The sequence below is a fragment of the Nitrospira sp. Kam-Ns4a genome (genome assembly GCF_965152595.1).
On the sequence record NZ_OZ224218.1, the window covers coordinates 2,473,976 to 2,499,185 of the forward strand.

The following is a 25,210-nucleotide window of genomic DNA, read 5'->3' on the forward strand; positions in this document are numbered from 1 at the left end:
ACGCGGCTAACGGGATCGTTCTGAGACGGTCAGCTCCCGGTGACACCGGAAGCAGTCCGGCCGCTTCGGGTGCCGCCCCGGCAACGGCCTGCTGCCAGACGCCGCATGGCAGCGCACGCACTCCTTCTCCGACGCGACGGCGCGGTGCTCCGGCGTGTCCGGCACGGGCGGATTCTGGTCCCGGGGAGACGGGAGCATGGACACGAACAGGATCACCAACCCTGCGCCCAGGACATAGAGGAGATCCGCCTTACGAACGGTCATGGGCCCCCGGATCGCCCCCGTCGGCATCGCGGAGAAGCTGCGCGATGTGCTTGACTTCCACAGCCCCCCTCAGGCGGTCGTTGAGCTGGATCATGCAGGCCGGACAGCTCGTCGCGACGACGTCCGCGCCGCTCTCCTCGATCGCCCGCCGCTTCCGCTCGAAGATCCGCCGCGCGGTCTCGTAGTCCTTCAGGATATAGGTTCCGGCGCCGCCCGCGCAGCGATCGGCGTCCTGCATCTCGACGAACTCCACGTCCGGGAGCGAGGCCAGGAGCTGGCGCGGCTGCCGCGTGACCCCAGCCGCGCGGAGATGGCAGGACGAATGGTACGTCACCTTGCGTCGGCGGCCCTGTCCCTGTGCCGGGCCGGGTGGCTTCTGTCTCTCGGCCACGAACTCGGTAATGTGCTTGACGCGCGGAGCGAGCTGGCGGGCCGCGTCTTCCTCGGGCTGCCCAGCGAACAAAGCTGAATAGTCCTTGAGCATCAAGGTGCACGAAGCACAGCCCGTGACGACCGTCTCGTAGGGCGCCAGGGACCGGAGGTTGAACCGGGCGCCCACTTTGGCCAGCTCCCGATGACCGTAGGTCTCGATCGGTGTACCCGAGCAGCGCTGCGGCGGGAGATCCGGTTCGACGCCGTGTCGCCGGAGGAGGGCGATCACAGCATCCCCCACCCCGTCGTCCAGGTAGTTGGCCGCGCACCCGTGAAAGTACGCGACCCGGCTCCGCGGCGCCCCGTCTGGCGGCACAAACCCGGGATACCGCTCCCTGAGCAGGCGTCGGGCGAGCCGCGGTAGGACCATCTCGCGCGGCAGCCGTGCCGTCTCGGCGATGCTCCGGAACAACGGCCGGGTCAGCCGCTCCAGCCAAGCCCGCGGCCGCGGCCGGTCCCACAGCGGCTGCGTCGCCGCGGCGAGCTTGACCAACGGCTCGAACAGCCAGCGGCGGGCGTGCAGCGCGAAGAGGAGGCCCGCCGCTCGGTTCGGGTGCTCGGCCCGCCGCCGCAGGATCAGCTCGGCGACGTCCACGCCCGCGGGGCAGATCGTCCGGCATGACTTGCAATTGAGGCAGGCCTCCACGACCCGCTTGGAGTTCAGATAGCTGTACTCCCGGGCCGTGACGATCTCGAACCAGCCCCGCGAACTCATGTCTTCGGATTGGAACACGTCGTACACCGGGCAGACGGCATTGCACTTCGCGCAGGTCGCGCAGGGCTTCGCCAATCGGACGTAATCAATGTGATCCGTGAACGGCCGGTCGCTCAGCTTCACGCCCGGGTTCAGTACACCGCCGGGATCGAGGCTCCGCTTGACCTCGACGAAGAGCGCATACAGCTCCTCGCCGAACATCCGGCGGACGAACTCCGCCCGTACCCGGCCGTCCCCGTGCTCGCCGCAGATCGAGCCCCTGAAGCGCGTCAGGACCGTGTCGTGGATCTCCCGATAGCCCTCCACCATCCGGGCGAAATCCTCCGGATCGTTCAGATCGAGGAGCGGCACGATGTGCGCGTTGCCGTTGCCGATGTGGCCGAAGACCGCCACCGGCACCTGCTGATGCCGGAAAAATCCCTCGAGGTACCGGATGAGCTCGCTGATGCGCTCCGCGCGCACCACCACGTCGTCCACGTAATTGATCGGCTTCTTCTTCCCGTCATAGCGGTACAGGGTCGGGTACAGGGCCTTTCTCGCCTTCCACAGGGCCTCTCGCTGCTCCCGCTCGAACGCGATCACCGGGTCGGCCGAGAGCCGGAACCGCCGGCAGATGACCGCGACCCGCCCCGCTTGCTCGCGGATCGCGGCGCCGGTCGGCGCCTCATCCAGCTCTACCAGCAGGGTCGCGGCCGCGTCGGACGGGATGCCGTGCCGGTCCCGTCCGATCAGGTCCAACGTGTTGGCGTCCATGACCTCCAGGGCGCTCGGCTCCAACGTGAGGAGAGAGGGCACTGCCTCGCCCACGTCTTCGAGATGACGAAAATGGATGAGCGCGGTCGCGCTCGCCCGGGGCCGCTCCACGAGGCGAAGCGTCGCCTCGCTGATAACGCCCAGCGTCCCTTCGCTTCCGACGAATAATTTCGGGAGATCGAAGAGCCCGTGCTCGAGCCCGTCCATGAGGCCGAACAGGTTATACCCAGAGCTGTTCTTGGTGACGGTCGGCCGCTTCGCCCGAATCAGGTCGCGGTGCTCCTGGACCAACCTCAGCACAGTCCGCAACGCCGGGCGGGCGGTCAGCAACCGTTCCAGCGCGGGATCGCCGAGCTCGTAGCGCCGCGCCTCCACCCAACTCTCGTCGGCCAGGCAGACTCGCAGCGCGTGCACGTTGTCTTTGACCGAGCCGTACCGGAGCGTGTGCGGGCCGGAGGAGTTGTTGGCAAGCATCCCCCCCAGCTTGCACATGTCCCCGCTGGAGGGATCGGGGCCGAACAGCAATCCGTCGCCAGCCAGCCGCTTGTTCAGCTCGGCGAACACGATGCCGGGTTGCACCCGGGCCCAGCGCTCGTCCCGGTTCACCTCCAGGATTCGGTTCATTCGCGAGATGTCCAGGATGATCCCGGACCCGATGGCGGATCCCGTAAGGTTGGTTCCGGCCGCCCGCGGGGTCAGCGGGACGCCGGACCGCGCCGCGTAGGCGACCGTCGCGGCAATGTCCTGCTCGGTCTCCGCGAGCACGACCGCTTGCGGCACGATCCGGTACAGGCTCGCATCCACCGCGTAGGCGGTGCGGCTCGGCTCGTCGTCCAGAACCTTGTGGACGCCGAGCGCGCGGCGGAGATCCGCGGCGATTGCGCGCCGTTTCTCAGGGAGGAGCAACTCCATCGCCGGCCTCTACGAGCTTAGCGCCATTGTAGTCGGACGGGTGTGGGAGGAACAAGGGCGGGCAGTGGTCGGTGGCACAGGCACGGCGCGAGCGCGGGGCTCAGGCGCGCTCGACCGGTTCGGGGGACAGATCCTCCATCTCGCCATCCGCGGGGACCGCCTGGCTCCGCTCCCCGTCGGTGGCGCTCGCGGCGTCGCCTGGGCCGCTCTCCTGTGTCCCGCTGATCTGCAGGGGCTCTTCGCCGATGGGCAGGTCGGTTGGCTCGGACTGGCCCAGCTCCTTGAACTCGTGGAGCGGCGGCAACTCCGACAGATCGCGTAATCCGAAATGCTGGAGAAAATACTTGGTCGTGCCGTAGAGGATGGGACGGCCCGGCTCGTCCTTGCGGCCGACGATCCGGATGAGCTTCCGCTCCAGGAGGGTCCGCAGCACGCCGGACACCTCGACCCCGCGGATCTGCTCGATCTCAGCGCGCACGATCGGCTGCTTGTACGCGATGATGGCCAAGGATTCCAGGGCCGAGCGGGAGAGCTTGGGCGCCTGCTTGGCCCGCTCCAAGTGCTTCAGCCAGGGAGCAAGCTCTGGTCGCGTCACGAGCTGGTAGCCGCCGGCCAATTCAACAAGCTGGAGTCCTCGCCCCTCCCCGCGGTAGTCCTCCTGGAGTCCTCGCACGGCCTCCTGGAGGTCCGCCTTCGAGGCCCCTTCCAGGACGGACCGCAGCCGATCCAGGCTCACCGGCTCGTGGGAAACGAACAGCACCGCCTCGACGATCGCCTTGAGCTCCCGAAGCGCCAGGGACTCTGGCCGACTTGCTCCGTTTCCATTCCGTGTGGCACCGTTCCCGTTAGCCGAGGCTTCCGGTTCGGACGGATCCGAGATGGCCGCGCTCGTCGCTCGCTCAAGTGTCTCACTCATGGTCTGATCCTCCATGTTTCCAGGATCGAGCCCGCTCGGAGACCAGAGGCCGGCTCTCCCGTCAGGGTCAGCCTATGGTTCGACGGGCTCCACCGCGCACAAGGCCTCATCGGCCGACGGAGAAAAGGCCCGGGAGACCAGAATCGGGCCGAATAACTCCCCCTGGAAGACGCGAACCACGCCAAGCCGGACTAGCTCAAGCAGGGCCAGGAAGGTGACGATGATGTGCAGCCGTTGGGTCTGCCCCTCGAACAGCGCCTGGAACATCACGGCTTCCTTGCTGGACAGGACGTCCAGGATGGCGCTCATCCGGTCGTTCACCGTCAGGTTTTCTGGCAGAATCTCCAGCCATGGCCGGTTGGAGGTCCTCGCCAGGACGCTCTGGAGTGCGTCTACGAGATCGAACAGCGTCAGCTCCTCAAGGAGCGCCTCCTGCGAGCGGACCGGGCGCGGCTCAGGCTGCTCCCGCGCGTAGACCTGACGCCAGACCCGCTCGCGTTCGTCAAGCAGGCCGGCGGCTTCCTTGAATCGCTTGTACTCAAGCAAGCGTCGTACCAATTCATCCCGGGGATCCAACGTCTCCTCGTCATCCTCCGTGGTCTGGTCCGGCGGGAGCAGCATCCTCGACTTGATATGGATGAGCGTCGCCGCCATGACCAAAAACTCGCCGGCGACCGCGAGGTTGAGCGACTTCATAACGCTCAAGTAGTCGAGGTATTGCTGGGTGATCAGCGCGATCGGAATATCGTAGATGTTCACTTCGTTTTTCTTAATGAGGTGCAGGAGCAGATCCAGCGGCCCCTCGAACTGCTCCAGCCGCACCTGGTAGGGAATCTCCATTTGGTCCATAGGCCTTCCCCGCTCCCGCCCGAAAAGTCCCTCACTTATACCACCCTATGGGGCGGGAAGCAAGGACAATTCAATATATTGTGGGCCGCGACTCCTACTGCCGCCTCATAAAGAGCAAAAGGACGACCGTAAAGGCGAACAGCGTGGCAGCGATCGCATAGAAGACGCGGGGGTCCTGCAGCCCTCGAGGCGTGGTGGGCACCTGGCTAACCTTGGTCCGGGCGAAGCTTGGCTCGACCTCAAACATGACCTTGGAGAAATCATCCAGGGCCTGGAACTGGGCGTCGGAGAAATCTGCACGCCCGCGAAACGTAGTCCGGCGGAAGTAGGCATCCTGCTCGAAGACCGTGAACAAGAAGAACGCTTCGCGCTCGAACAGCGCCTCGGAAAAATCGAGGATGCCCCGGAAGCGACTGCCAGAGAATCCCGCGCCCATTTTGAAGTAGGCCCGTGAGAAGCCGGCATCTTTGTCGAACGTCACTTCGAGAAACTCGGCTAAGCCGTTAAAGCCAGCCCGCGTGAAGGTGGCCGTTTCAGCGAATCGGGACCGGTGAAACCGCGAATGGATCCCGAAGGCGGTCTTCTCGAAGCGAACCGGCTGATCAAAGAGCGCTTGGATGAAAAACCCCTCGCCCAGGAAGACCGCCTCGGAGAAGTCCACGGGGCCAAGGAACGCCGTGAACGACAGGTCGAGCGGGCGCTCGAACGTCGTTCCGGTCATCACGACCGGCCCGTTGACGATCAGCAGGCCGCGCCTGAGATTCGTCGTCACGAGCCCGCGAATGACTGAGTCCCGGATGGCGATCGGGCCGTTGATGACCCGGACCTCCTCCAGTCGCTCACGCTGAAGCCGCTCCCTCAGACGCAGCGAGGGGACCACACCCAGGTCCGTGGCGGCGATCGGCTGAAGCTGGTCGAGGAGCAAGTCCCCGGTGACCACGACGCCGCGGAGGTCCACCCCTTTCCCGTCCCGGAGCGCCGCGAGCACGTCCGAGGCCGAAACGGCCTGGGCGGCGCGCTCCTGGTCAGTGCAATCTTTGCCCAGATACCGCGTCAGGGCCCCGGTGCCGCGGGGCGGCACGGGCTCCAGGACACAGGTCCCTGCCGCCGGCCGAGACCAGAGGAAAAGCGCGAGTACGGCCAGCACGCAGCCCACCGCGAGCCGGGGAACCCGGCTGCAGCCTGGTCGCAGGCTGATCACCATGCTCGGACTCTATACGGCTGGCCCATCCGCAAAAGCAAGCCGGCAGGGCGATCGCCTTTACAGGACGGAGGGGAAGTTTCTACAATACGTCCCGCGACTCTCTCCCGACACAGGACCGACCCCGAAGATGGTCAGGTTGCTTTTTCTACCACTTCTTTCGTTGCTCCTGGCCTCGGTCGCGACGCTCGCCCCTACTCCGTCCCACGCGGCCAACGTGGTCGAAGTCCCGATCCTGGGAGCCATTCAGGCCAACGACCAGGGAGTCTTCACGGTCTTGGTTTTGAGCTGGGACCGGCGTCCTGCCCCCGATCCCATCGAGCTGGCTTGGGGAAACCAGCGCATGAGGATCCAGGGATCCGGACTCGAGGCCCTGGGCAACGCCTTCCGGTACGCCCTGAACCGTGTCCCGGTTGCGCGCACCGGCACGATCTCGATTTACGGCGCCGCCTACGCGCCGGTCGGCAGCGAGGGACCAAGCGCCGGCGCCGTGATGGCCGTCGGTTTCATCGCCGTGCTGAGAGGAGACGCGATCCGGCGCGGAATCGCCTTGACCGGGACGCTCGACGCCAGCGGACGAATCGGCCCGGTCGGTGCGATCCCGGACAAGATCCGGTCCGCGGCGCGGGAAGGCTATCGGACCGTCCTCATCCCCGAAGGGCAGTTCTTCGATCCCCAGTGGAACCTTCAGAGCCTCTCCCTGGAGCTGAATGTCACGGTCACGGAGGTGGGTACGATCGAGGAAGCCTATGAGCTCATGACCGGGAAGCGGTTGTAAACAGCCTGTTGCGAGCCTTTTCTCTGGAACGCGGGATCCACGCGGACCGGATCATCGGCCCCTCAGGCAAGGCCGAGTGTCCTTCCGGCTACTGATCACGACGAGGCGCAGGGAGTGATCACCACGTGGGAAGCGGCGCGGTGCTCCGCCTGTCAACCCCCTAGGAGGGGTACTCGTCATCGTCGTTCGCCAGTTCCTCGGGCTTGTCCAGATAGTCTTCGTCCTCCTCTTCCTCGTCAATAGACAACTCGTCGTCGGCCATGTCCTCCGACATGTCATCCACCAAGTCCTCATCTTTCGGAAGCCCGAGATCCTCTTCCAGCAGGTCCTCGGGCTTGACCTTCGGCTTGGCCTCGGCAGCCGGCGTCACCTTGGATTCGGGTGCCGTCATGGGCTCCGGGCTTTCCGGCTTCTTCACCCTCTCCGCCGGTTGCTTGGGGGCCTTCTTGGCTGTCCGCCCGGCCACGCGCTTCTTGGAGGATGGCTTCCGGGATGCCTTCGGCTTGCCCAGGGAGCGCTTGGGCTTGGCCCTCGCCTTAGCCGCAGCCTTTTTCTTAGGGGCAACCTTCGCCGCCTTCTGACCCTGTTTGGCCCTGCGCGAAGCCTTTGCTGAGGATTTGGCCCCCTGTTTCTTCGACTGTTTCCGCTTCTTCGCCATCGTCCTCCTCCCTTAGATGGATTCGTCCCGGGCGCAGCCTGAGGCCTCCACGGCGTCCCCATCTAGCACGAATCGGTCGCCTCTTGCAACCGGAAGAGCGAGGGTGACGCCAACCCTAACCGCAGGGGCGCAATTCGAAGGCAGGTGCGACCCAAAGCTGGGGCGGGAACGGCGCCGCTCTCTCAGGGCTCCACCCAGACGTTGACGTAGGCGGGCAAACTGTCGGCGCCCCGGACCGTGTCGGGTCCTCGCATGTCCGTGACGCGTAGCCGGAAGCGAAGCAGGCGTCTGCTTGACACCTTGGGTGCGACAAAGGTGGCCTTGGGGGAATCCTGGTCCAGCAGCGACACCTTGTGGCCCAGCACCTGCGTCCACTCGTACTTGAGGGGATCCCCGTCCGGATCCCGACTGCGGAGGCCGTTGAGGATGACCTTGGCTCCCCCCTTGACGATCAGGTCTTCGCCGGCGTCGGCGATCGGAGACTGGTTGGGATCGGCCTCTCCCTTCACGACCACATCAAGCCGACCCTGTTTGCCGCGATTGGATACCGTGAGGTGAGCGCGCCCGTTGCCGACTACGCGCACGAGCCCATCCGGATAGACCTGGACCACGCGCTCGTCCGATGAGTGATACGTGCTCCCCGCGGACGCTCCGCCGAGCCGGCGGGTCACGCCGTCCGCAAACTGCCCGACGACAGGCAGCTCGAGGACCTTGCCGATGGTATCCAGTCGCCACGGCTTCTCCACCTCGAACTCGATCCCGACGAGCGGCACACCCGGATCCACCTGCACGACGATCTCGTCGAATTCGACCCTCCCTGCCAGCCGACCGCTCGACACTTCTCCGACTGCCAGCAGACGCATCGCCCCGATCGCCTCCACGGGGACTTTGAGCGTCCCTCCATAGGGAGCCGATCCTGCTGCCGAGGCCACCAGGGCAGGCATGGCCTGCTGCAGGGGAGCCGGTTCCTCTCCCTGACGGTACCAGTAATACTGGACCTGACGCATCCCGACTTCTGTCCCGAGGTCAACCGTGACGGTCAGCTCCTGGCCAGATCGGAGCACGGCCCCCGCCGCAGGAGACGTGATCGTAAAAGCCCCGGCCGGCCCCGCCAGCACACCTATCATCCCCAGCATCGCGGCCGCGCCGGACCCGAAGGCCGCCCGGCGCCTACACCGTCCCGAACCTGTTCCGCCAGTCACCGCAGGACCTCGCTCCGTGATCAGACCCCGGGCAAGTATACCAGCGCTCCTCGGTCGATGCGAAGGTTCTCCGGACCTGCCCCCTTCGACCAGATCCCATCCCCACCTTGACTTCAAAGGAACGGGGCTTACCTATGAAGCAACATGCCCAGTCGGAAGCCTGCTTGAATCCTTTTCCCCCTCGGCAGGCTCAACAGGGAAAGAGAGAGTCGGTTGGAAACTATGACAGAGGCAAGGACTGCGGTGAGACGGTTCGGCATTGCGGTCGCACTCGCTCTGCTTTCGCCCGTCACCTTGCCCGGCCTAGCGACACAGCCGGCGTTCAACATTACCATTGAGAGCGGCTCGCCTTACTATCAGCCGGCAGCGGCGAAGGTGGTGACCGGCACTCCGATCCAGTGGACGAACCCCACCGCCTCCTACCACACGATCACCCACGACGGATGCGTCGCGGGCGGACCTTGCCTGTTCGATTCCGGCTCGGTGCCGCCGGATGGCAGCTACACCCTGCCCGGACTTCCCCCGGGACTGTATCCCTATCACTGCCGCCTCCATCCGATCATGCGCGGCGTCTTGACCGTGGTCGAGGTATCCACCTCCGCTGAGAAGACCTAGTCCGCATCCCCGCTTCGCTCCATCAGCCTGTTTCGATCCCCGCGTCGGTGGCCGGCCGCAAACGGTTCCGTGCGCACCTTGCCTCGCGATGCACAATTTGTGTACCCTGGCTGCGAACACATCAGCACGCGAGGAGAGGGCCATGACCGCTCCGCCGTCCGCCCCATTGCAATCCTTGGTTGAGGAGCTTCAGCGCCACCCGGTGAACACAAACGCCTTCTTCCAGGCCTTCGCGGCACAGCGCCTGACGATGTCCCAATTGCGCGTGTTCCTCCGCCAATATCAGTACTTCTGCAACCGGTTCGTCAAACTGCTGGAGGGGCTGCTGTACCACACGCCCTTAGAGCAGGTGGAGATGCGAAGCCGGCTCATCCAGACCCTCCATTCCGAGTTGGGAAGCGGATGCGTCGAGCGCGCGCACATCTCGCTGCTCAACCGCTTTGCTCGGGCCGCGGGACTGACCGAAGACGATCTCACCCGAACTGTGCCCGTGGCGGAAGTGCAACGCTACCTGGACCTGCTCAGCCGCCTCTTCACCCAATCGAGCTACCTGGTCGCCTTGGGGGCCGAAATGGCGGTCGAGATTACCGCCGGCGCGGAATTCCGCTTCTTTGAGCCGACCCTCAAGAAATACTATCACTTTGCTCCGGATGAGATAGAATTTTTTACGCTTCACCTCTCGGAAGAAGACTGCCACAGCGCCTGGCTGATCGAGGCGGTCCAGCGGACCGCCAGGACGCAGGCGGATCTGGATCTCGTCGCGGCGGGGGCCAGGGAGACGGCCGACGGGTGGCTCGCGTTCTGGAACGGCATCTACCGGGAAGTCTTCGCCCGGCACCCCGCTCCGGTGACCTGATGCATCGGCGCGGGCGGCGCAAGCCGCGTGAGGGAACATGGATCGGACATCCGTCCAGGTAGATCGGCTCGAGCTCACCGAGGAGACCCTCAAGCTCCGGGCCTGGCGCATGCCGGATATGGTGGTCTACCAGCATCGGCCGGACGAATGGTGGCTGACGCCGCTGGACGACAACCTCCCGATCATCCGTCTCAACGAAGTCGGCATCCAATTGCTCACCTCGATAGACGGGCGCTCGACAGTCGGGACGCTCCTCAGCCGGTTCGGCAAGTGGGTCTGTGGGCCCGACGGGGAGACCGGGCGCTGGCACCTGGAGCGCTGGGCCCTCCCGCGCTATGCGCTCTGCTACTATGGGACCGAGCCTCCGACCGGAGACCGCCACGGTGCCCGGTGGGACTTGCTCCTGCAGCAGATCCGCGAGGGGTGGCACGAAAACGCGCCGACGGAAGACGAAACCCATCTTTCGGAATTTCACCTGCGCGACATCGCCACGCAGGAGGGTCATTTCGACACGATCGAGACGACGGTCTCGCACCTGTTTCGGGAGCCGAGCGAGGCCCTTCAGGGCCTCACGTACGGGCGGCTCCTCGCCAAGCACCTGCGCCGTCTAGGCTGGCTGACCCCGAAGCCCAGGGTCATCCTCGAAGTCGGGGGCGGACTGGGCTACGTTGCCTACGAGATAGGGAAGGAGCTGACGCCGTCGGAGCGGCAAGGCATCCGGTACGTCTTTGTGGACTTGACCCGGCCGTTTCTCGGCTCCCAGCTCACGCTCGCTAGCCAAGCCGGGTGGGACAGCCGCGCGGTCCAGGCCAACGCGGAGTGGCTCCCGTTGCGCGACGCCAGCGTGGATCTCGTGATTGACAACGAGAACCTGGCCGACATGACGCCGGTGCAGCTCACGCCGGAGGAGGTTCGCGCCCAGCGCGGCGCGACGCCCCTGCATCAGGAAGCCATCGACTGGATCCGTCGCATCCGATTGCCCCTGGACCCGGAGCTGCCGTCACAGTTTGTGTTCAACCTCGGCCCGGTCCGGTTCCTGGCGGAGCTGTGGCGGGTGCTGGCGCCTGGCGGACGGGCGATCCTGATCGAGTTCGGCGTCGAGGAAGGGTGGCCGGCCCCCGTGAAGCTCCCCGGACACACGGAGTACGAGGTCCAGTACACCCATCTTCGGCACGCGGCACGGTGGCTCGGCTTCCAGGCCCAACTGTTCGCCCTGCCCAAGTTCCTGGTCATCCGTCCCGACACGCGTCTCCTCTGCACGGGCGCGGCCTACACGATCCAGCGGTTCTGTGCGGCGCTGGGCAAGCCCTTCCCGATCCGCGCCTACACGGAACAGGAGCTGGCCCGGACGCTCGGCGACATGTTGCCGAAGCTCCTCGGCTGCCACTACCACGAGATCATCGATCCCGCCTGGTTCGGTCTGTGGGATTTCAAAGTGCTGTTGCTGGAGAAGCCTGGCGGGGCGCCCCGCCCGACCTTCCGCGAGTCGAAGGGATTCCGCTGGTACTCGCAGGGACGATAAGTGCGGTGACGAGTGATGGGTCATGCGTGGTGGGTAATAGGGATCAGGGAGCCCCGGCCACTTCCTCGTCTTGGCCCATCACCTTCACTCATCGCTGATCACAGTCCCTGCAGGCGGGCAGCCAGATTCAGGACGATCCCCTCCCGCAAGCCGTAGTCGCTGACCAGGCACGTGGTGGCGCCGAAGGCCTCCATGACTCCTCGCAGGATCAGGGTCCCGGCGACGATCACGTCTTCTCGGCCCGGCTCCAGACCGGGCAGCCCGCGACGCTCCTCACTGCGGCGGCGCAGCAGGTCCTGTTCCAGCGCACGGACTGCGTCCAGCTCCAGCCGATAGTTGTGAATCCGGGCGGGCTCGTACGCCGGCAGCCGCTGGACCATGGCGGCCAGCGTGGTGATCGTTCCGGCGGTGCCCACGAGGGTCGCGCCGTCCAGCTCCTTGAAGTCCGACCGGACGGCCTCGACCGAACGCGCGATACTTTCGACCGCCGCCCGCACCTCCTCGGGTGAAGGCGGATCCTGCCGCAAGCGATGCTCGGTGAGCCGGACAACTCCGAGGTTCACGGAGCGGACCAGCGGCGCCTGCCCGGGACGGTCGAAGATGAACTCGGTGCTCCCGCCGCCGATGTCCAACCCCAGAATCGCCCCGATGCCGCGGGGAAGCCCGGACCGAATGCCCAGCATGGTACGCCGGGCTTCTTCCTCCCCGTCGATCACCTCGACCGCGAAACCGGTCTCCCGCCGGACGCACGCGAGGAACGCTTCCTGGTTGACGGCGTCACGGACCGCGCTCGTCGCGACCGCGGCCTCGGCCTCAACCTTGCAGCCCCTGATCACCTCCCGCCAGTCCCGAAGCGTCTCGATCACCCGTGCCATGGCTGCCGGACGCAATGTCCGGTCACGCGCCACGCCTTCCCCCAGGCGCAGGATCCGCCGCTCGGTGTGGAGTTCCTCCAACCGCCGCCCAGGCGCGACCCTCGCCACGAGCAGCCGGCACGTGAGCGTGCCGATATCCACCCCGGCCAGCACCATGCTCGCACCCCGCTCCCGTCGGCTCACTGCCCGCTCCGCATCTCGTCCATTTCCTTGACCAGCTTGGCCCGCTCCGCCTGCAGCACGCGGACCCTGTCCACGGCCTGGACGATCGCGGGGTCGGCGATTACCCGCTCGGCGGGCTCTCCGCGTTCGTGCAGCTCGACCGCCCGTTCGCCGATGTCCCGGCAGAGATCCCCGATCCGCTGATCGAGCTTCCGGAGGTCCAGGCGGAGCCGGAGCAGCTCCGCTTCGATCAGGGCGCGCGTGGCGACCTGCGCCGTCCCGTAGCGGAGCCCGGCCCAGCCCGCCTTGAGATCGTGCTTGATCCGCTGCAGCAGCCGCATCCTCGCGCCCTGCCAAGGTTCAGCTCACCGACCCGAGCTCCAGCTTGGCCTGCCACCGCCGCAGCATGGCGTCGCGCAATGGCCGATGCTCGGGCCTGGCGAGCGCCGGGTCCGCCTCGACCAGCGCGAAGGCCTCCTGCCGCGCCAGCTCGAGCAGCCCGCCGTCCCGCACCAGGTTCGCCGCGCGAAACTCGGGCGCGCCCCACTGGCGTACGCCGAAGAATTCGCCCGGCCCTCGAATCCGGAGATCCTCTTCCGCGATCGCGAACCCGTCCGTCGAGGCGAGGAGCGCCTCCAGCCGCCGCCGCGCCGGCTGCGCGACGGCCTCGGCCGTGCGGGCCGGGCTGCCAGCGGGCACCGTCCCCGGTCCTCCGCGTCCCGACGCGAGGAGCAGGCAATAGGATTGGCCCCTGCCCCGTCCGACTCGTCCGCGAAGCTGATGGAGCTGCGCCAATCCGAACCGTTCCGCATGCTCCACGAGCATGACCGTGGCGTTCGGCACGTCCACCCCCACCTCCACGACGGTCGTCGCCACCAAGATCTGGATCTGCCCGGCCTTGAAGGCCGCCATCGTCCGCTCCTTCTCGTCCGTCTTGAGGCGCCCGTGCAACAGGCCCACACGGTACGCGCGGAACTCCTCCGCCTGCAACCGCTCGGCGGCCTGGATGGCCGCCTGGAGATCCACCTTCTCGGATTCTTCGACCAGCGGATAGACGATGTACCCCTGCCGGCCGGCACGGAGCTCGTTCTCCAGCAAGCGATAGGCCCGCCGCCGCTCCGACTCCCGAAAGAGCAGCGTCCGGACCGGCAGGCGCCCCGGCGGCAGCGCATCAATGACCGAGACATCCAGGTCCCCGTAGACGGTCATCGCGAGCGTGCGAGGAATCGGCGTCGCTGTCATCACCAGGACATCGGGATGGTACCCCTTCTCCAGCAGGGTCTTCCGCTGGAGCACGCCGAACTTGTGCTGCTCGTCAATCACCGCGAGGCCGAGCCTGGTGAACTGGACGCCCCTTTGAATGAGCGCGTGCGTGCCGATCACGACCTGCGCGGCGCCGGATTCGATGCGCCGCAACGCTTCAGCCCGCGCCTTGACGCTGCCGCCGCTCTTCAACAGGGCTGCCTCTATCCCAAGCCTGCGGAGCAAGTCCCGGAGGGTGAGATAGTGCTGCTCTGCGAGGATCTCGGTGGGCACCATCAGGGCCGCCTGATAGCCCGACCCGCAGGCGATCACGATCGCGTGCAGTGCCACCACGGTCTTGCCGCATCCCACGTCGCCCTGGAGCAGGCGGTTCATCGGGCGCGGTGCCGCCATGTCCCGGCGGATCTCCTCCAGCACCCGCGCCTGCGCGCGGGTCAGGCTGAAAGGCAACACCTCCCGCAGCCGCCGGAGCAGCGGCGTGTCCACGTCGAATCGAATCCCCTTCACCTCCTCCTTCACCCCCCGCTGCCGGAGGGCCAGGCCCACCTGGAGGAGCAGAAATTCTTCGAAGGCCAGCCGGCGGCGTGCCGGGGACGTCCCGCGGTCGAGGGCCTCCCGGTCCGTCTCCGGGCTGGGGAAATGGACTTCGGTCATCGCGGTGGCGATGGGGAGCAGGCTGTGCCGGCGCCGGACCGCCGCCGGGAGCACCTCCTCGAGGCTGCTGGCATACTGGTCCAACAATCCCTTGATCACGCTCCGGATCAGCCGCGAGGTCAGCCCTCGGGTCTCATGATAGATCGGCACCACCCGCCCGACGTGCAGCGGGGCCTCGTCCGATTCCCCCACCAGCTCGTACTGCGGGGCGTCCATGCGCAGGTCGGTCCAGCCCTTTCGGCCCGCGGTCACCCTGCCGCTCAGCATCACTCGGGCCTCCGGCTTCAGCAGCTTCTCCAGGTAAGGCTGGTTGAAGAACACGGCCTTCAACCGCCCCGTGCCATCCTCGACCGTCACTTCGAGCAAGGTGAGCCCACGCCGCGCGGTCCGGCGCACCTCGCATCGCCGAACCAGCCCGCAGACCGTCGCGTGGGTCCCTGGCGCGAGCCGGCCGATAGCAGAGACCACCGACCGGTCCTCATAGCGCCAGGGCAAGAACCAGAGCGCGTCCTCCACAGTCCGCACTCCGACCCGCTCCAGGAGCGCGGCCCGCTTGGGGCCTACCCCCTTGGCAAAACGGATCGGAAGATTCCAGAGTTCCGCCGCCGGAGCCGGCCCGCCGGAGGGTTCCCTTAGGGCCTCGGAGCGGGAGGGCACCGGGCCTGTCGGTGCCCCCGTTCCGAACCACAGGCTGTCCGACGTGCCGTCTTTCACGGCGCGGGCGAGCCGATCCAGGATCGCACGAGCCTTGGCCAGCCGGAGCTGGCGCTCCTCGCCATCCACCCCGTCGTCGTAGTCCACGAACAACTGTCGGAGCACCAGGAGGTCCGTTTCGATCCGAGGCGGATAGACCGCCCGGGCCAGGGCCTGCACGACCTGACCGGATACGAACGTCCCCAGATTCTTGACCGTGGCCCGGCGCGCATAGGCATCCCGGCTCGCGAATTCGATGGGGCGGGTCAGCACGTCAAGGAGACGGCGAAGCTGATCCATGATCGCCAAGGCAGGCTGCGCGCTGAAGAGACAATGAGCGCGGAGCGATGACCGCTGTGCCGAGGCAGGCGCCATCCAGCGGCCCAGCTCTCCTATTCAACAACGTCCAGCGCCCCTCGTTCAGCGTGACGCTGAGGCTTGTCAGGCCGGCCGGCCTTATGGTAGCATACGCCGCTTTCGTGAACCAATCGTCGGGACCGACGAGGAGAACCGTGGCGTACGTGTGCGATCTTTGCGGCAAAGGCCACCAGACTGGCCATAACGTCAGTCACGCAAACAACAAGACCAAGCGGATCTTCAGCCCGAATCTCCAGCGAGTGAAGGCGTTGGTGAACGGCGCGGCGCGGCACATCCGCGTGTGCACGCGCTGCCTGCGCTCAGGCTTGGTGAAGAAAGCGGTCTAGCGCGCGCCCCCGGCTCATCGGGTCCTTCCCTTGCCGACAGAATCCCTCGGTGGCGGCCCCTGGCGCGGGTCAGCCGCCGGCCCACCGAACCGGCTTGCATTTTCGGCCAGCCGGTCGCTAAGAGGAACGATGCTGGTTCCATCCCGATCGTCCCGCCCCGAGGTCAGGCCCAACCCGCCTCGATCTGCTCCGCCGATCGCCAGCATGCGCGTGGCCTGTCCTGCGTGCGCGCCGCTGAAGCGCCCGCGCCCCTATCAGCCTCGCCGTCACCATCAAGCCAGGAAAGGAGCGTTCCCATGATGCCGCGAGTCAAGGTCGGAGACACGGTCCGGATCCACTACACAGGCAAGCTCGCGGACGGCACCGTCTTTGACTCGTCGCGGGACGGAGAGCCCTTCGAATTCACCACCGGGCAGGGCACGGTCATTCCGGGGTTCGAGCGCGCCCTCCTGGGGATGAGTCCTGGCCAGTGCAAGACGGAGACCATCCCGTCACACGACGCCTACGGGCCGTATCAGGACAACCTCGTGGCCGTCTTGGACACGACGGAGTTCCTGGACCGCGGGATCACCCCGAAAGTCGGCATGCAACTTGAGGTCCGCCAGCCCGACGGGCAAAAGATCCCGGTGCTCGTCACCGAGGTCTCCACGACCCAGGTCAAGCTGGACGCGAACCATCCGCTTGCCGGGCAGGATCTGGTCTTCGAGATCGAGCTGGTGGAAATCGTGGGGTAGCGACGACGAAGAAGGGACGAACTGGACACCCGGGACGACCAGCGGCCGCGAAGGTACGGCTCCCGCGGCGGGTCAATTGAGCACCGCCGCGGGACCTCCGCTACGCTCCGGGATGGAGCGGGTGACGGGATTTGAACCCGCGACCGACGGCTTGGGAAGCCGCTGCGCTACCACTGCGCTACACCCGCTCCCCGTGGATCCGAACACGAAGGAGAGCCGCATCCTACGCCGGCCCACGAAGGCAAGTCAAGGGCTCAGCGGCCCTCCCCTTCCTGCCGGAACTCGACCAGCGCGAATTTCCGTCGGCCGACCCGCAACCGGTACTGGCATCCCGACTCCAGCGCCAGGCTCGCCTGGGGATCTGTGCGCTTTTCCTCGTTGATCTCGACCCCGCCCTGCACGATCAGCCGTCGCGCCTCGCTCTTGCTCGGCACCAACTTCGTCCTTGCCACCAGCTCCACGAGCCCTATGGCGGGCGCCGCCGGGTCGGCTACGTCTGCGGCGGTCAGGACCACCCGCGCGTCCGGATGGGTCGGAAACTCCCGCTCCCGGAAGCGCTGCTGAAAATCGGCCTTGGCCTCACGGGCCGCCTCCACACCGTGGTAGCGGGCGACGATCTGCTCGGCCAGCGCCACTTTGGCCTCCATCGGGTGCTGGGCCTGGACCCGGCCCAAGTCCTCCGTCGTGAGCAGCTCGTAGTACCGGAGCATCAACTGGTCGCTGATGGACATGAGCTTGCCGAACATGTCCGCCGGTCGGTCTTCGAGGGCGATGTAGTTGCCGAAGCTTTTGCTCATCTTCCGGACCCCGTCCGTCCCCTCGAGCAACGGCATCGTGAGCACGACCTGCGGCTCCTGTCCGAAGTCCCGCTGGAGGTCTCGCCCGACGAGCAGGTTGAACTTCTGGTCGGTCCCGCCCAATTCGACGTCCGCCTTCAGCACGACTGAATCGTAGCCCTGGATCAAGGGATACAGGAACTCGTGGAGGCTGATCGGCTTCTGGTCGTGGTAGCGCTTGTGGAAGTCTTCCCGCTCCAGCATGCGCGCCACCTTGTAATGGGCGCTGAGCTGGATCAGCTCCTCCGCCTTCATAGCCCCCATCCAGCGGCTGTTGAACTCGACGAGGGTCTTCGCCGGGTCGAGGATCTTGAAGATCTGCCGCTGATAGGTCTTCGCGTTCTCCCGCACCTGTTCGCGGGTCAGCGCCACACGGGTCTCGGAGACGCCCGTCGGATCGCCGATCATCCCGGTGAAGTCCCCGACCAGGAAGATCACCTGATGGCCGAGGTCCTGGAAATGCTTCAGCTTATGGATCAACACCGTGTGCCCCAGGTGGAGATCCGGAGCGGTCGGATCGAAGCCAGCCTTGACCCGGAGCGGGCGCCGCTCCTTGAGCGCGCGGCTCAGCTTGGCCTCCAGCTCGCTTGGCTGGATCACCTCCACGACGCCGCGGAGGATCAATTCCATTTGCCGGGACAGCTCGTTCACGGGTGCTCCGGGCTCCGCCGGGGAAGGGGCGTCCGGGGCGGCACCGGGGAACGCGGCTCCCCACCCGCCGCACCGATGGTCACGAGTGGCCGCAACCGCTCAAATCGGCTCCGCCCGATTCCCTTCACGTCGCGCAACTGCTCCACGGTCCGAAAGGGCCCGTGCACGGCGCGCCATTCGACGATGCGCCGGGCCAGGATCGCACCGACTCCGGGCAGCGCCTCCAGCTCCTCGACGGAGGCGTAATTCAAATCCAGCCTGGCGGAGGCGGCCGTCCGGGTCGGGCGATCCGCTCCGTTCCGCGCTCCAACCGGCGGGACGACCGGCCCCGGTGCAGCCTCGATCGGATCCGGCCCGTCCGGCTCTGGTGCGGAACCCGGCCCTGTCGGCCAGCCCATCCACAGCACGGCCGAGGCTGCGCCGATCAGCATCATAGCCTTGCCCAGCAGCGAGCGGATCATAGGAAGAGCGTTTCAGGGGTCGGCCGCCAGCTTGCAGGTTCGCTTCAGGCTGACCGCTGACGGCCCATCGCCGACTCCCCCTCAGGGCTTCTTTCGTGCCAGATGGATCGCCAGGCCTTCCACGTCCTCGGCCGCTTCCAGCAGGCCCTCGGAGAGGGTCGGATGGGCGTGGATCAGCTCAGCCACCTGACCGGCGGTCGCACCGAGCTGCAGGGCGAGAGCCGCTTCATGGATTAGGTCCGCCGCGTGGGCCCCGACGATGTGCGCGCCGAGGAGACGGCCGGTCTTGCCGTCGGCGATCAGCTTGAACATCCCCGTGGTCTCCCCCGTGGCCTGGGCCTTGCCCAAGGCGGTGTACCGGAATCGGCCCACCGTCACGTCGGAGGCGCGGCCCTGCTCCCGCGCCTGCTGTTCGGTCAACCCGACGCGGCCGATTTCCGGCAGGGTGAAGATCCCAGCGGGAATCACATCGTACCGGATGCGTCGTTGCCCGCCCGTTGCGTTCTCGGCCGCGACCTTCCCTTGCGCCGACGCCACGTGGGCGAGCATCGCCTGACCGACCACGTCGCCGATCGCATACACGCCCGGCACGTTTGTCTCCATCCGCTCGTTCACCTGGATCTCGCCGCGCGGCCCCACCTGGACGCCGGCCTTCTCCAACCCAATGCCCTTGGAATGGAAACCCCGGCCGACCGAGACCAGCACCGTCTCGACGGTGAGGGAATCGCCGCCCGCGAGCGTCGCCGTCACCGCACTGCCGTCGCGCGCCACCCGCTCGACCGTCGTGCCGGTCCGGATGTCCACCCCGCGCTTCTTCAGCTCCCGCTCCATGAAAGTCGCGATCTCCTCGTCCTCTTGGGGCAGGATGCGCGGCATCAGCTCCACCATCGTCACCCGCGCGCCGAGGCCGCTGAACAGCGACGCGAACTCGCAGCCCTCGACGCCGGCGCCGACGATCAGCAGGCGGGCCGGCACAGCCGTGAGGTCGAGCGCCTCCTTGCTGGTGATGATGGAGCGCCCGTCCACGGGAACGCGCGGCAGATTCGGCCAGGAGGAGCCGGTCGCCAGGATCACCGCATCGGCCTCGATCCGGGTCTCCGTCCCGTCGCGGGCGACCACCCGGAGCCGGCGCTCGTCCAGCAGCTCGCCCCGGCCGTCCAGGTGCTCGATCCCCCAGGCCTTGAACAGCGTACCGATCCCCTTGACCAGGCCGGCCACCACGCGGTTCTTCCGGGCGACCATGGCCGCCAGATCGAAGCCCAGGGGCCCCGCGACGCGGAGCCCCAGGTCTCCCGCCGCCTTCAGCCGGTCGCCCAGGTCCACGACGCTCAGCAGCGCCTTGCTGGGAATGCAGCCCCAGTTCAGGCAGACCCCGCCGAGCGCCTGCTCCTCCACGACCGTCACGCGGGCGCCGAGCTGGGCCGCCCGGATCGCCGCCACGTAGCCGCCGGGGCCGGCGCCCAGAATGGCGATGCGCCGTGCCGGACTCATTGCTTCTGGGAGGCCAGGAACTCCTGGTACTGGGAGGCGGTCATGAGCTGCTCCACCTGAGCCGGAGCCGACAGCTCAATCACCGCAATCCAACCCTTCTCGTAGGGGTCGCGGTTGATGAGTTCGGGGTGGGCCGTCAACTCTTCGTTCACCTTGACGATCCGTCCGCTGACGGGCGTGTACAGGCTGGAAGTCGTTTTGGTGGATTCGATCTCGCCGATCGGCTGCCCGGCGGTCACCGTCGCTCCGACCTTGGGCATATCCACGTAGACGATATCGCCAAGGGCGTCCTGCGCGAAGTCGCTGATCCCCAGCGTGGCCTGCGTCCCTTCCACTCGAATCCATTCATGCTCTTTATGAAACCGAAGATTCGTCGGCACCATGCTCTCCTCGCTTGAAACTCGGCGGCCAGTGGTCAGCGTTCGGCGAGCAACCTGGCAAGCCGACGGATCGGTACCGTGCGCATGGCTCGCGGCTGAAGGCTTCGGAAATGCCGTGCGATCGTAGTGCAGCCGACCCGGTTTGTCAAGGAACCGCGCGACCCCGGGCCGCATAGAGCAGGCCGACGCCCGGGGGCAGCGTGCCCCGATCGGCCGCCACCGTCAACCGCGGCGACATCGGCGCACGATCCCCCTCGGAGAGTAGCCTCGTGACCCACACCCGGTCCGCTTCCCCGATCAATGCGACCGCCCGATTGGCCAACTCGGACCCCGCGCTGGATCCGGCGGCCCCGTTCCGCTTCTCGTCCACTGCGGGCGCGATGACGTAGAAGTCCAAGCCACTGCGTTTGGCTTCCAGCAGATCCTCTCCGTAGCGCACGAGCGCGGCAGCCGGATCCACGGCCGCCTCGGGATGCACCTCCAGGCCGACTTTCAGGCGAGGCGACCGGACCTGAACGGCGCGCGCCACGCGGGCCGTCACCGCGAGCGACTCGCGCATCTTCCAGCCCGTCCACCGCCAGAACTCGGGCGGTGCCCCGCGCAGGTCCGGCTCGGCACCGGTTCCCTGCCGGCCTGGCCGCGGCGTCGGCTTGGCCGGGCGTGCGAACAATCGGGCGGGATCCAGCTTCACGCCGAACTCGCGCTCGAAGCCGCCGAGCCCGAAGGGGCTGAGCCCGTCCGTCGGACCGAGTGGGGCGTCGGCCCGGAACAGCAGGCCGTCCACGCCGGTCGCCGCCAGATCGGTCAGGAGCCCGATCAGGTACTCCTGAACGGCCGGATGGAACAGATCGAGGGTCAAAGGAGTCGGCCGGAGCGCCTGCGCGGCGGGATCATAGCGCCGGTCCGCCCAGCCGAGCCCGGCATCCACCCAGAGCATCCGCCGCAACGTCAGGGCCGCCACCACGGCCAGGCCGTGCCGGTGGGCGCTCGCCACGAGTGGCCCCAAGGCGTCCTCGAGCACCGGCGCCCAGGCCGTGTGGAAATAGACGCCAGCCCGCTCCGTCGCGCCGATGCTCGCGTGGTCCGGTCGAGAACGGCGGGAGCCGTCCGCGCTCGTGCCCGCCTCGACCACGAGCGTCGTCACGCCCGTACGCCGGACCTCCTCCAGCCAGCGGTCCTGATCCGGCTGGTCGCCGAGCCGGTGCGCGGGGACGGCAAGCGCAACCACGTTCCGGAGGCTGACCGCCGGTACCCCGAGGACACCCTCTAGTTCCAGCACGTGCCGCGCGGCCGCCACTCGCTCCGCTCGGCCGGCCATCGTGTCGGTCTCGGTCGTCTGGAGGAACGCCCGATACTCGGCCACGGCGGCAGCCAGCTCGCCGAGGCGCTCGTACGACTGCGCCAGCCACCAATGCGCCTCCGCGTCGACGGGCTGGTCCGCCCCGGCCTCGAGGAGGCGACGGAGCTGCCGGGCGGCTGCGGCGTACCGGCCCTCGTCGTAAGCGGCGCGGGCCTCCTGAAGCAGCCTGGACCGGACGTCGCGGGCCGGCTCCGTCTCGGACAACAGCGCCGGGGGGCCCTGCGGCCGACCGGCCGGCGCGGCCGACGCCGGCGCCTGCGGCGCCGCGCAGCCTGTTCCCAGGAGCACGGCCAGCAGGACCGGAGGAAGGCGAGGAAGCAACCGCTGATCGCCGGCGAGGATACGCGGCCGTCGGCACGACGGGCCAGACCGCACAGTCCGGCGCGCCGAGGGGGAGGAGCCGAGCGAGGCGCTCCGACCGATCACCGCACGGTCAACTCCATCTCGGAGAAGAAATAGCCGATCTCGAACCTGGCGGTCTCCGGCGAATCGGAGCCATGCACGGCGTTGGCTTCGATCGAGGTGCCGTACACCGCCCGGATCGTGTCCCGATCGGCCTTCGCCGGATCAGTGGCGCCCATAAGGTCGCGGTGCCGCTTGATCGCACCGTCGCCCTCCAGGACCAGCACGACGATCGGGCCCGAGGCCATGAACCGGGTCAAGCTGTCGAAGAACGGCCGCTGCCGATGCACCGCGTAGAATCCTTCGGCCGCCGCCTTGGAGAGCTGCAGCATGCGCATCGCGATCGGCTCGAGCCCGGCGGCTTCGTACCGCCGGATGATGTCGCCGATCGCGTGCTTCTTCACCGCATCCGGTTTGATGATGGCAAGTGTCCGTTCGGCCATGGTCTGTCACTGGCTCCTTTGACGAGGTCGGATGAACGCGAGACGCGAACGGACGCATTCTAGAGGAAGACCGGCGGCGGTTGCAAGGAACGCGACCCCGAGCCGCGGCGCCGCGGCCCACTCCGGATCAGGACCGGCACTGCTGGGCCAACTCGCTCGGCTTGCACACGCCGCGTTCGGTGATGATCGCCGTGACGTAGGCAGCGGGGGTGACGTCGAAGGCGGGGTTCAGCACGTCCACGTCGGCTGGCGCGATCGGCGGGCCGCCGCAGATCGCCGTGACCTCCTCCGGCCGGCGCTGCTCGATCGGGATGTGGTCGCCCGACGGCGTCGCCAAATCAACCGTGGAGTGCGGCGCGGCGACGTAGAAGGGGATGCCGTGCGCCTTGGCCAGCACAGCCACCGAATAGGTGCCGATCTTATTGGCCACGTCCCCGTTGGCGGCGATCCGGTCCGCTCCGACGAGGCAGAGATCCACACGCCCCTGCCGCATCAGCGCGCCAGCCATGTTGTCGGTGATCAACGTCACGGGAATCCCGTCTTGCTTCAGCTCCCAGGCCGTCAGGCGCGCACCCTGGAGGACCGGCCGCGTCTCGTCCGCCAGCACCCGGATCCGCTTGCCTTGCTCCCAGGCGGCGCGGACGACGCCCAGCGCGGTGCCATACCCGGCTGTCGCCAGGGCGCCCGCATTGCAGTGAGTCAGGATTGTCTGGCCGTCCCGGACGAGCGCCGCGCCGTGCGCGCCGATCGCGCGGTTCATCGCGATGTCTTCGTCCAGGATCCGCTGGGACTCCTCGACCAAACGCCGCGCGAGCACGTCCAGCGGCTGGCCGCGCAGACCGGCCAGAGTCCGCTTCATCCGCTCGATCGCCCAGAACAGGTTGACCGCGGTCGGCCGGGTCGCGGCCAGGTGGTCGCAGATCTCCAGCACGGCCTTCGCGAAGCTGTCGTAGTCAGTCGCGTGCACCGCCTGGGCGCCCAACGCCACCCCCATCGCGGCCGTCACCCCGATAGCCGGGGCGCCGCGTACCCGCAGCTCCCGAATCGCGCGCGCGACGTCCCGGTAGTCGCGGCAGTCGAGGTACTCCACGCAGCCCGGGAGCCGGCTCTGGTCCAGGATGCGCACGGTCCCTTCGTGCCACTGCACGGTCGACACCATCAGCCGTCCTCCGGCAACTCCTGTGCCCCGTGGCCCGCGCGCCCGTCCCCTGCGGTAGGCAACGGCCCGTCCTGGATGGCGGAACCTTCCGCCGGGAACCGGTCCGGGCGGGCCTGTCGGTATTCCGGGCGCCCCCGATGCTCCAGGATCGTGAGAATCGTGACGATCAGTGCCGCCTGGGCCAGCAACATGAGCGCCTCCGCCAGGCCGGCTTTCCGGAGGACCATGGCCGCCAGCCCCAGGCAGACGGTCAGCGCAAAGATCATCGCGACACTGGCCCGCCGGCTCCCCAGCACGCGCTCGAGCCGGTGGTGCAGGTGATCCTTCCCCACGTAGTCAATCCATTCCTTGAGGGAGCTGACCTTGCCGGTCGCGATCCGCTCGGCCGTGATATGGATCATATCGTAGATCAGGACCCCGAAAATCAAGAGCGGGTTCGAAAAGGAGACCAGCGGATCCTCGTCGGCCCAGTTCCCCTTGACCGCCAGGCAGGCAAGCGTAAAGCCCAGAAACGTGGAGCCGCCGTCCCCTAGAAAGATCAGGGCCGGCTCCCGGTTGCGGAAATTGTACGGGAAGAATCCTAGACAGGCCCCCAGGATCGCAATCGCCACCCAGCCGAGCCCGGGCTGGTCGGTCTGAAAGGCCACCGATCCCAAAAACAAGGCGATGAGGACCGCGAGGCCCGTGGCCAGGCCGTCCATCCCGTCGAAGAAGTTCAACGCGTTGGTGATGCCGACGAGCCACAGAACGGTCAGGAGCGCATTGGCTATGTCGCCTACCGGCCCCGCCGGCACCAGCGTGAGCAGGATACCAGAATGGATCACGAGCCACGCACCGCCGAGCTGCGCGGCGAGTTTGACCCACGCCGGAAGTTCCCAGATGTCGTCCGCGAAGCCGACGAGCAGCATCAGGGTGCCGGCGATCAGGACCGCCACCATCCACCCGCTCAGGATGGCGTTCACCAGCAACGACGTGACGAACCCCAGGTAGATCGCGAGGCCGCCGACCCGCGGGGTCGGGAGCCGGTGAATTTTCCGTGTCGAGGGCTGGTCCACGAGCCCCCACCGGCGCCCGAGCCAGATCGCGGCTGGAGTCGCGGCGAAGGTCGTGGTGCACGAGATGAGCAGGATATAGGCCCATCGCTGTCCTTCTGAGACGAACCAGTCCCGCGTCGGCGGGGCCAGCAGGACGCCGAGCAAGCCGAGCCCGACGAGACCGGCCGGGACCGGCCATCGGGGTTGAGGAAGCTCTGCGCCCATCAGCCACCCT

Annotated in this window: 24 protein-coding genes and 1 tRNA gene; 6 read left to right on the forward strand and 19 right to left on the reverse strand. The window is 67.3% G+C overall.

Features of this window, described 5'->3' with window-relative positions; genetic code table 11:
* Nucleotides 1–6: 6 nt before the first annotated feature.
* The 5 genes from ACWHYQ_RS12385 to ACWHYQ_RS12405 all read right to left on the reverse strand — a co-directional run bounded on the left by ACWHYQ_RS12385 (nt 7) and on the right by ACWHYQ_RS12405 (nt 6,045).
* Complete coding sequence (locus ACWHYQ_RS12385; protein ID WP_447972433.1) at nt 7–264, reverse strand: hypothetical protein; 258 nt, start codon at nt 262–264, stop codon at nt 7–9.
* Nucleotides 251–3,076, reverse strand: a complete 2,826-nt coding sequence (locus ACWHYQ_RS12390; protein ID WP_447972434.1) for an FAD-binding and (Fe-S)-binding domain-containing protein — start codon at nt 3,074–3,076, stop codon at nt 251–253. The genes ACWHYQ_RS12385 and ACWHYQ_RS12390 overlap by 14 nt, the downstream gene beginning before the upstream one ends.
* A gap of 100 nt (nt 3,077–3,176) precedes the next feature.
* Nucleotides 3,177–3,992 (reverse strand): SMC-Scp complex subunit ScpB, encoded by an 816-nt coding sequence (gene scpB, locus ACWHYQ_RS12395; protein WP_447972435.1) that lies wholly within the window; start codon nt 3,990–3,992, stop codon nt 3,177–3,179.
* A gap of 72 nt (nt 3,993–4,064) precedes the next feature.
* Nucleotides 4,065–4,841: a segregation and condensation protein A gene (locus tag ACWHYQ_RS12400; protein ID WP_447972436.1), complete on the reverse strand. Its 777-nt coding sequence runs from the start codon at nt 4,839–4,841 to the stop codon at nt 4,065–4,067.
* A gap of 94 nt (nt 4,842–4,935) precedes the next feature.
* Nucleotides 4,936–6,045, reverse strand: coding sequence for a pentapeptide repeat-containing protein (locus ACWHYQ_RS12405; RefSeq protein WP_447972437.1), 1,110 nt, complete (start codon nt 6,043–6,045; stop codon nt 4,936–4,938).
* 127 nt (nt 6,046–6,172) lie between these two features.
* On the opposite strand from ACWHYQ_RS12405, the gene ACWHYQ_RS12410 reads away from it, so the two are divergent.
* A complete protein-coding gene (locus ACWHYQ_RS12410; protein ID WP_447972438.1) occupies nt 6,173–6,820 on the forward strand; it encodes a S16 family serine protease in 648 nt (215 codons plus the stop codon).
* Between the two features lie 160 nt (nt 6,821–6,980).
* Here the strand turns inward: ACWHYQ_RS12410 and ACWHYQ_RS12415 are convergent, their stop codons facing one another.
* Nucleotides 6,981–7,478 carry a hypothetical protein gene (locus ACWHYQ_RS12415; protein ID WP_447972439.1) on the reverse strand — a complete coding sequence of 166 codons (498 nt, stop codon included), beginning with the start codon at nt 7,476–7,478 and terminating at the stop codon, nt 6,981–6,983.
* Between the two features lie 182 nt (nt 7,479–7,660).
* The gene (locus tag ACWHYQ_RS12420; RefSeq protein ID WP_447972440.1) at nt 7,661–8,605 is read right to left on the reverse strand and encodes a PKD domain-containing protein; all 945 of its coding nucleotides are present in this window, start codon (nt 8,603–8,605) and stop codon (nt 7,661–7,663) included.
* A 318-nt stretch (nt 8,606–8,923) separates the two neighbouring features.
* Between ACWHYQ_RS12420 and ACWHYQ_RS12425 the strand changes: the two genes are divergently transcribed.
* The 3 genes from ACWHYQ_RS12425 (at nt 8,924) to ACWHYQ_RS12435 (ending at nt 11,673) form a co-directional block, all read left to right on the forward strand.
* The gene (locus ACWHYQ_RS12425; RefSeq protein WP_447972441.1) at nt 8,924–9,295 is read left to right on the forward strand and encodes a cupredoxin domain-containing protein; all 372 of its coding nucleotides are present in this window, start codon (nt 8,924–8,926) and stop codon (nt 9,293–9,295) included.
* 142 nt (nt 9,296–9,437) lie between these two features.
* A complete protein-coding gene (locus ACWHYQ_RS12430; RefSeq protein WP_447972442.1) occupies nt 9,438–10,151 on the forward strand; it encodes a TenA family transcriptional regulator in 714 nt (237 codons plus the stop codon).
* 37 nt (nt 10,152–10,188) lie between these two features.
* Complete coding sequence (locus ACWHYQ_RS12435) at nt 10,189–11,673, forward strand: class I SAM-dependent methyltransferase (RefSeq protein WP_447972443.1); 1,485 nt, start codon at nt 10,189–10,191, stop codon at nt 11,671–11,673.
* Nucleotides 11,674–11,771: 98 nt separating this feature from the next.
* Here the strand turns inward: ACWHYQ_RS12435 and ACWHYQ_RS12440 are convergent, their stop codons facing one another.
* Genes ACWHYQ_RS12440 through recG form a run of 3 tightly spaced genes read right to left on the reverse strand, consistent with a single transcriptional unit; the run spans nt 11,772 to nt 15,620 of the window.
* Complete coding sequence (locus ACWHYQ_RS12440) at nt 11,772–12,731, reverse strand: Ppx/GppA phosphatase family protein (RefSeq protein WP_447972444.1); 960 nt, start codon at nt 12,729–12,731, stop codon at nt 11,772–11,774.
* Nucleotides 12,728–13,051, reverse strand: coding sequence for a hypothetical protein (locus ACWHYQ_RS12445; protein WP_447972445.1), 324 nt, complete (start codon nt 13,049–13,051; stop codon nt 12,728–12,730). Before ACWHYQ_RS12445 ends, ACWHYQ_RS12440 begins: the two co-directional genes overlap by 4 nt.
* Nucleotides 13,052–13,070: 19 nt before the next feature.
* Entirely contained in the window at nt 13,071–15,620 is a 2,550-nt protein-coding gene (gene recG / locus ACWHYQ_RS12450) for an ATP-dependent DNA helicase RecG (protein WP_447975562.1), read from the reverse strand.
* 212 nt (nt 15,621–15,832) lie between these two features.
* On the opposite strand from recG, the gene rpmB reads away from it, so the two are divergent.
* Both rpmB and ACWHYQ_RS12460 read left to right on the forward strand, forming a co-directional pair.
* A complete protein-coding gene (gene rpmB / locus ACWHYQ_RS12455; RefSeq protein ID WP_447972446.1) occupies nt 15,833–16,024 on the forward strand; it encodes a 50S ribosomal protein L28 in 192 nt (63 codons plus the stop codon).
* 296 nt (nt 16,025–16,320) lie between these two features.
* Complete coding sequence (locus ACWHYQ_RS12460; protein WP_447972447.1) at nt 16,321–16,758, forward strand: FKBP-type peptidyl-prolyl cis-trans isomerase; 438 nt, start codon at nt 16,321–16,323, stop codon at nt 16,756–16,758.
* Nucleotides 16,759–16,871: 113 nt separating this feature from the next.
* Here the strand turns inward: ACWHYQ_RS12460 and ACWHYQ_RS12465 are convergent.
* The 9 genes from ACWHYQ_RS12465 to ACWHYQ_RS12505 all read right to left on the reverse strand — a co-directional run bounded on the left by ACWHYQ_RS12465 (nt 16,872) and on the right by ACWHYQ_RS12505 (nt 25,200).
* A tRNA-Gly gene (locus tag ACWHYQ_RS12465) sits at nt 16,872–16,946 on the reverse strand.
* Nucleotides 16,947–17,012: 66 nt separating this feature from the next.
* Nucleotides 17,013–18,224: a tyrosine--tRNA ligase gene (gene tyrS, locus ACWHYQ_RS12470; protein WP_447975563.1), complete on the reverse strand. Its 1,212-nt coding sequence runs from the start codon at nt 18,222–18,224 to the stop codon at nt 17,013–17,015.
* A gap of 17 nt (nt 18,225–18,241) precedes the next feature.
* On the reverse strand, nt 18,242–18,706 hold the full coding sequence (locus tag ACWHYQ_RS12475; RefSeq protein ID WP_447972448.1) for a ComEA family DNA-binding protein: 465 nt from the start codon (nt 18,704–18,706) through the stop codon (nt 18,242–18,244).
* 81 nt (nt 18,707–18,787) lie between these two features.
* Nucleotides 18,788–20,197, reverse strand: a complete 1,410-nt coding sequence (lpdA, locus tag ACWHYQ_RS12480; RefSeq protein WP_447972449.1) for a dihydrolipoyl dehydrogenase — start codon at nt 20,195–20,197, stop codon at nt 18,788–18,790.
* The gene (gene gcvH, locus ACWHYQ_RS12485) at nt 20,194–20,580 is read right to left on the reverse strand and encodes a glycine cleavage system protein GcvH (RefSeq protein WP_447972450.1); all 387 of its coding nucleotides are present in this window, start codon (nt 20,578–20,580) and stop codon (nt 20,194–20,196) included. The genes lpdA and gcvH overlap by 4 nt, the downstream gene beginning before the upstream one ends.
* Before the next feature lie 142 nt (nt 20,581–20,722).
* Nucleotides 20,723–22,363 (reverse strand): tetratricopeptide repeat protein, encoded by a 1,641-nt coding sequence (locus ACWHYQ_RS12490; RefSeq protein ID WP_447972451.1) that lies wholly within the window; start codon nt 22,361–22,363, stop codon nt 20,723–20,725.
* The gene (gene ndk, locus ACWHYQ_RS12495; RefSeq protein WP_447972452.1) at nt 22,360–22,782 is read right to left on the reverse strand and encodes a nucleoside-diphosphate kinase; all 423 of its coding nucleotides are present in this window, start codon (nt 22,780–22,782) and stop codon (nt 22,360–22,362) included. The genes ACWHYQ_RS12490 and ndk overlap by 4 nt, the downstream gene beginning before the upstream one ends.
* Before the next feature lie 127 nt (nt 22,783–22,909).
* Complete coding sequence (gene mtnA / locus ACWHYQ_RS12500) at nt 22,910–23,944, reverse strand: S-methyl-5-thioribose-1-phosphate isomerase (RefSeq protein ID WP_447975564.1); 1,035 nt, start codon at nt 23,942–23,944, stop codon at nt 22,910–22,912.
* Nucleotides 23,941–25,200: a glycosyltransferase family 4 protein gene (locus ACWHYQ_RS12505; protein ID WP_447972453.1), complete on the reverse strand. Its 1,260-nt coding sequence runs from the start codon at nt 25,198–25,200 to the stop codon at nt 23,941–23,943. Before ACWHYQ_RS12505 ends, mtnA begins: the two co-directional genes overlap by 4 nt.
* Nucleotides 25,201–25,210 lie beyond the last annotated feature (10 nt).